The organism is Acidovorax sp. HMWF018 (assembly GCF_003061035.1).
GTDB classification, from domain to species: domain Bacteria; phylum Pseudomonadota; class Gammaproteobacteria; order Burkholderiales; family Burkholderiaceae_C; genus Acidovorax; species Acidovorax delafieldii.
Genome location: NZ_QAIM01000125.1, coordinates 1 through 4,152, shown reverse-complemented (window position 1 = coordinate 4,152; position 4,152 = coordinate 1). Strand labels below are relative to the sequence as shown.

2 protein-coding genes and 1 pseudogene are annotated in these 4,152 nt (G+C 56.7%); all 3 read left to right on the top strand.

The features are described from left to right. Positions 1-523: pseudogene (locus tag DBR23_RS04835) on the top strand (ATP-binding protein); the annotation flags it as partial. Further along, a complete protein-coding gene (locus tag DBR23_RS04830; protein WP_108497485.1) occupies positions 520-2,778 on the top strand; it encodes a Z1 domain-containing protein in 2,259 nt (752 codons plus the stop codon). The pseudogene DBR23_RS04835 and the gene DBR23_RS04830, both read left to right, overlap by 4 nt. Beyond that, positions 2,775-3,746 carry a PD-(D/E)XK motif protein gene (locus DBR23_RS04825; RefSeq protein WP_108497484.1) on the top strand — a complete coding sequence of 324 codons (972 nt, stop codon included), beginning with the start codon at positions 2,775-2,777 and terminating at the stop codon, positions 3,744-3,746. Before DBR23_RS04830 ends, DBR23_RS04825 begins: the two co-directional genes overlap by 4 nt. Positions 3,747-4,152: the final 406 nt, after the last annotated feature.

Genomic DNA, 4,152 nt, shown 5'->3' with positions numbered 1-4,152 from the left:
GGACAACTACCGCGCTCGCCCCTCGAAAAGTGCGTTGCAGCCAGTGCTGAGCCGAGCAGGCAGCGCGATGGCTGCCGACTTGACCAAATCTGGGGGCGATGCTCTCTCAATCAAAGGGTCAGGTGCTGGTGTCGTATCTGCGACCTCTGGATCCGCTCCGGCAGACGCCCTTGTAGCCACTGAGACGAAGTTCAGCTTGCTCGTAGACAGCCAGAAATGGAACGTGACGGTACGTTCTGCCGTCGACCCGGCGCTCAACGAGTGGCTTCGTATTGGCAAGGGTGATAACAGGCAGCTTGACGGCATGCCTATTCGGGACATCATCGTAGACGTTTCTATGGCGCACCCTTTCGTGCAGCAGTTCATCGGCTCGAAGAATGAGAATGCGGAACTGTTTCTGCGCTTCGCCGTTGGCTTGGCCTTGGCGACCGAGAAGTCCGCGAGAGCAGGCTATCCCGTCACGCTTGCCTTGCATTGGTTCAATAGACTCCTAAGAGAGTCACTTTCGGGAGCAGTGGATTGAGCATCACCGTGCGAGAACTTAAAGACGTCAGGCCGCCGCTCCTTTGGGAGCCGACGGAAGGCGCGGAAACAACACGGTTTGTCGAGCGCAAGCATGCCCAGACCGGCATCCCAAAAACCGCGCTTGAGAACGTCGTCTTCGAAGCTCAGCAAATCCTTGGCAGATGTGTGGACCCGAAAGGCCCGCCCGGACAGCGCACTGGCCTTGTGGTCGGGTACGTGCAAAGTGGCAAGACCCTCTCATTTACGACGTTGACGGCCCTTGCGCACGATAACGGGTTTGCGCTCGTCGTTCTCATCGCTGGCACGCTTGAGAACTTGAAGCAGCAGACCCTTGGCCGACTGACATCGGACCTAGAACTCTCAGCGAGCGGAGTCATCCGTCCATGGCTTCTGGTACACCAGCCTTCCGAGAACACCTCTGACGCTACGCTGCTGCGGCAGCATCTCAAGAACTGGACAGACCCGTCGTACCCACAGCACAAGAAGCGCGTTTGCGTCGCGGTCGTCCTCAAGCACCCAAAGCGGATAGCAAACCTTCGTGACTGCTTGAAAGGCGTCGAGCTTGCGAAAATTCCAACACTCGTGATTGATGACGAGGCTGACCAGGCGAGCTTGAACACATTCGCGGCTTCCAATCAAGCGAAGGGTACCAACCGTGCAAGCGCGAACTATCGCGAGGTACTTGCGCTGAAGCAGGTTTTCCCGCATCACACTTACGTCCAGTACACGGCTACTCCTCAGGCTAACTTGCTCGTCAGCCTCGTCGATCACCTGTCACCAGAGTTCGCCGAGTTGGTATCGCCTGGCGCTGGCTACGTCGGCGGTGCGACGCTGTTTAAACCGATGGGGGGCTATGCGAAGACCATCCCCGACTCCGAAGCTTCAGCCAAACTTTCAACGTCGTCTGCTCCCCCAGCCACATTGGTCAATGCGCTGCGTATTTACCTCCTCGCCGCATGCGCATCGGAGGTTACGCGCGAGGGCACCAACAAAACGATGATGGTTCACCCGTCTCAACACACGGGGCCGCACAACGACTATCTTCATTGGATTGACGAACTCATCGACGCGTGGCGCGGAATCGTCTCGACTGATGATCACCAACTCAAGCAAGACTTCTCCGATGGATTCCGCGAGGTCTATCAGGACCTTGAAGGGACTTCGAGCGGCGACCTGCCTCCCTTCGACGAGTTGATTGCTCAGTTGGGGGTCGTGCTGCGCACCGTCATGGTTCGCGAGGTCAACTCCACTGGCTCCGGCTCTGCGCCCATCAACTGGAGTGCGAGCGAGTACTGGATTTTAGTTGGTGGCGCGAAGCTCGACCGGGGCTTCACGGTCGAGGGCCTAATCGTCACATACATGCCTCGACCACTGGCGACGGGGCATGCGGATAGCTTGCAGCAAAGGGCGCGCTTCTACGGCTACAAACAGCGATACCTAGGCTACTGCCGCGTCTACCTTCAAGGTGACGTTCGTGTGGCTTTTGAAAAGTATGTCGAGCACGAGGCAGACATTCACCATAGTCTTGATGGCCAACGGGGCTACGAACTCAAGGCTTGGGCACGACAGTTCATCCTGGACAGCAGCATGAAGCCGACGCGCAAGGGCGTCATCGGAATCCCGCTCAAGGAGTTCCTCGCTTCAGGTTGGATTGAGCCGGCTGCCGCCCATATCGACGCACGGTGTGTGGAGTTCAACCGCGAAGTTTTCTTAAAGTTTCGGGAGCAACTGAAGGCATATCCACCGGGAAAGCCAGCACAGGAAGCACATCCGGACCTCTTTATCGACAAGCGGGTCAAGTCAGAGCCCAATCTCTTGTATGAAGCGGTTCCTTTGGATGTCGTAGTTCGAGACCTCCTCAGAAAGCTGCAGATGGGGCTTCAGAGCGACGAACTCGAAAGGTCCGCGGCTATAGTCGCGCTTGAGCGCCTACGAGACGAGGGGCAGACGCATGTGGACGTGTTCGTGATTGGGAACGGGATATCACAGGCTCGTAGCAAAAAGAAGTCCGAAAACGTCATCAACCAAATTGCACAGGGCAAATCGCCCGCCGGAAAGGTTGGCCAGTCGCTGTTGACCTATGGCGGTGACCGTAGCTTTGTCGCGCCCGAACGTGTGTCACTTCATCTTCGATACTTCACCTTGCTTAACTCGGACACCAGGGCGCCCGAAGAGTCAGATGTGCCCTGGTTTGCTGTCCACATTCCCGAGCAACTGGAAAAGAACTTTCTGTTGCAGAAGGATGGGTTATGACGAAGACACCTTCGCTTTGGGAGCGCTTCCAGGCGCTGAAGCCGACTTCGGACGCGAGCGCTATCGCAGCAATCCCATGCGGCTCATGCAAGCAACATTTGCTTGTACGCGGCGACAGCGGAGAGCCCGCATTGTTGCTTGCTACCGATCCCAGAGCCTCCCCGAGGGCTGACATCAGACTCAAGCACGTAGGAGTGCAGTTCGACCGGCGGTTCGAGGTTGCACATGGTGACGACGGCAGCACCGAGGTAGGCAACTTCTGCAAGTTCACCTGTGATCCCTCGGGCTCGCACCTCCATGAGTACTTTGTCGAGTTAATGGCTGCAACGGCCGGCACCCATCCAGGTGTGCTCTCTGCGCAAGCAACTGACGAAGTTGTCGACATGCTGCTTGAACTCTTTCGCAAGCTTTCGCTGCCGACTGACCAGTCGGTAACAGGCTTGTGGGGAGAGTTGCTACTTATGCATCTTGCCGCTTCGCCTGGGAGGTTTATTGATGCATGGCACCTAAGAGCGACAGATGGGTTCGACTTCGCGTTCTCCGACAAGCGCATTGAGGTAAAAACAACCGAACGCCCCTCACGCGAGCACGCCTTCTCACTTAAGCAAGTCCGGTCAGGCCGTGAAACTGACCTCATCGCCTCCATCACCTTGGCTCGCTCGTCTTCAGGCCTTTCGGCGCTAGACCTAGCGCGACTTATTGCCGAGAGATCGGATGCCGCGCAACAAGCCAAGCTTTGGCGCCTTGTGCTCGAAACGCTCGGAGAAGACGCTGATGCTGACGGCGAACAGCGCTTCGACGTGAAGAGTGCATCGGACGGACTGGTTTTCGTCCTCGCCTCTGATGTACCGGCTCCAGAGGTCTCGGCGAGCGTTGCTGTATTCGTTACCGAAGTTCGATTCCGCTCCAATATCAACGCTCTGTGCTTGAATTCGCCCGTCAGCAAGACAGAAATCTTGAGCGGCTAACTGTGATGGGCCTGGGTACCGCGGATGACCGGCACGGCACTGGCCAGCAGCCGATCGGCGCCCACTTTGGGCGGGCGGCCAGCCAAGAGACTTATCCTTATTACGGTGGAATATTTAGGCCAGCTCCTGTTCGATTTTTAAAACATTCCTTTCACAACTGTGATCGGTTTCTCGGCCATTTAACGGCATAATTTTTCGTTCTCAGGTAGCGATAAGACACAGTTATCGACTGCCAGATGACCACCAAAACGGCCCCATTCGCGGGCCGTTTTTTCTTGTCTTTCCAACTCGTCCATAGGACTCACCATGAGTAAGCGTGGCCCCAAGGCCCTTCTTGTGAGGAGCGGAGGGTCAATGCAGGATATGTCCATATGCAAGACAGTGGACACACCCCAGAGTGGAACGG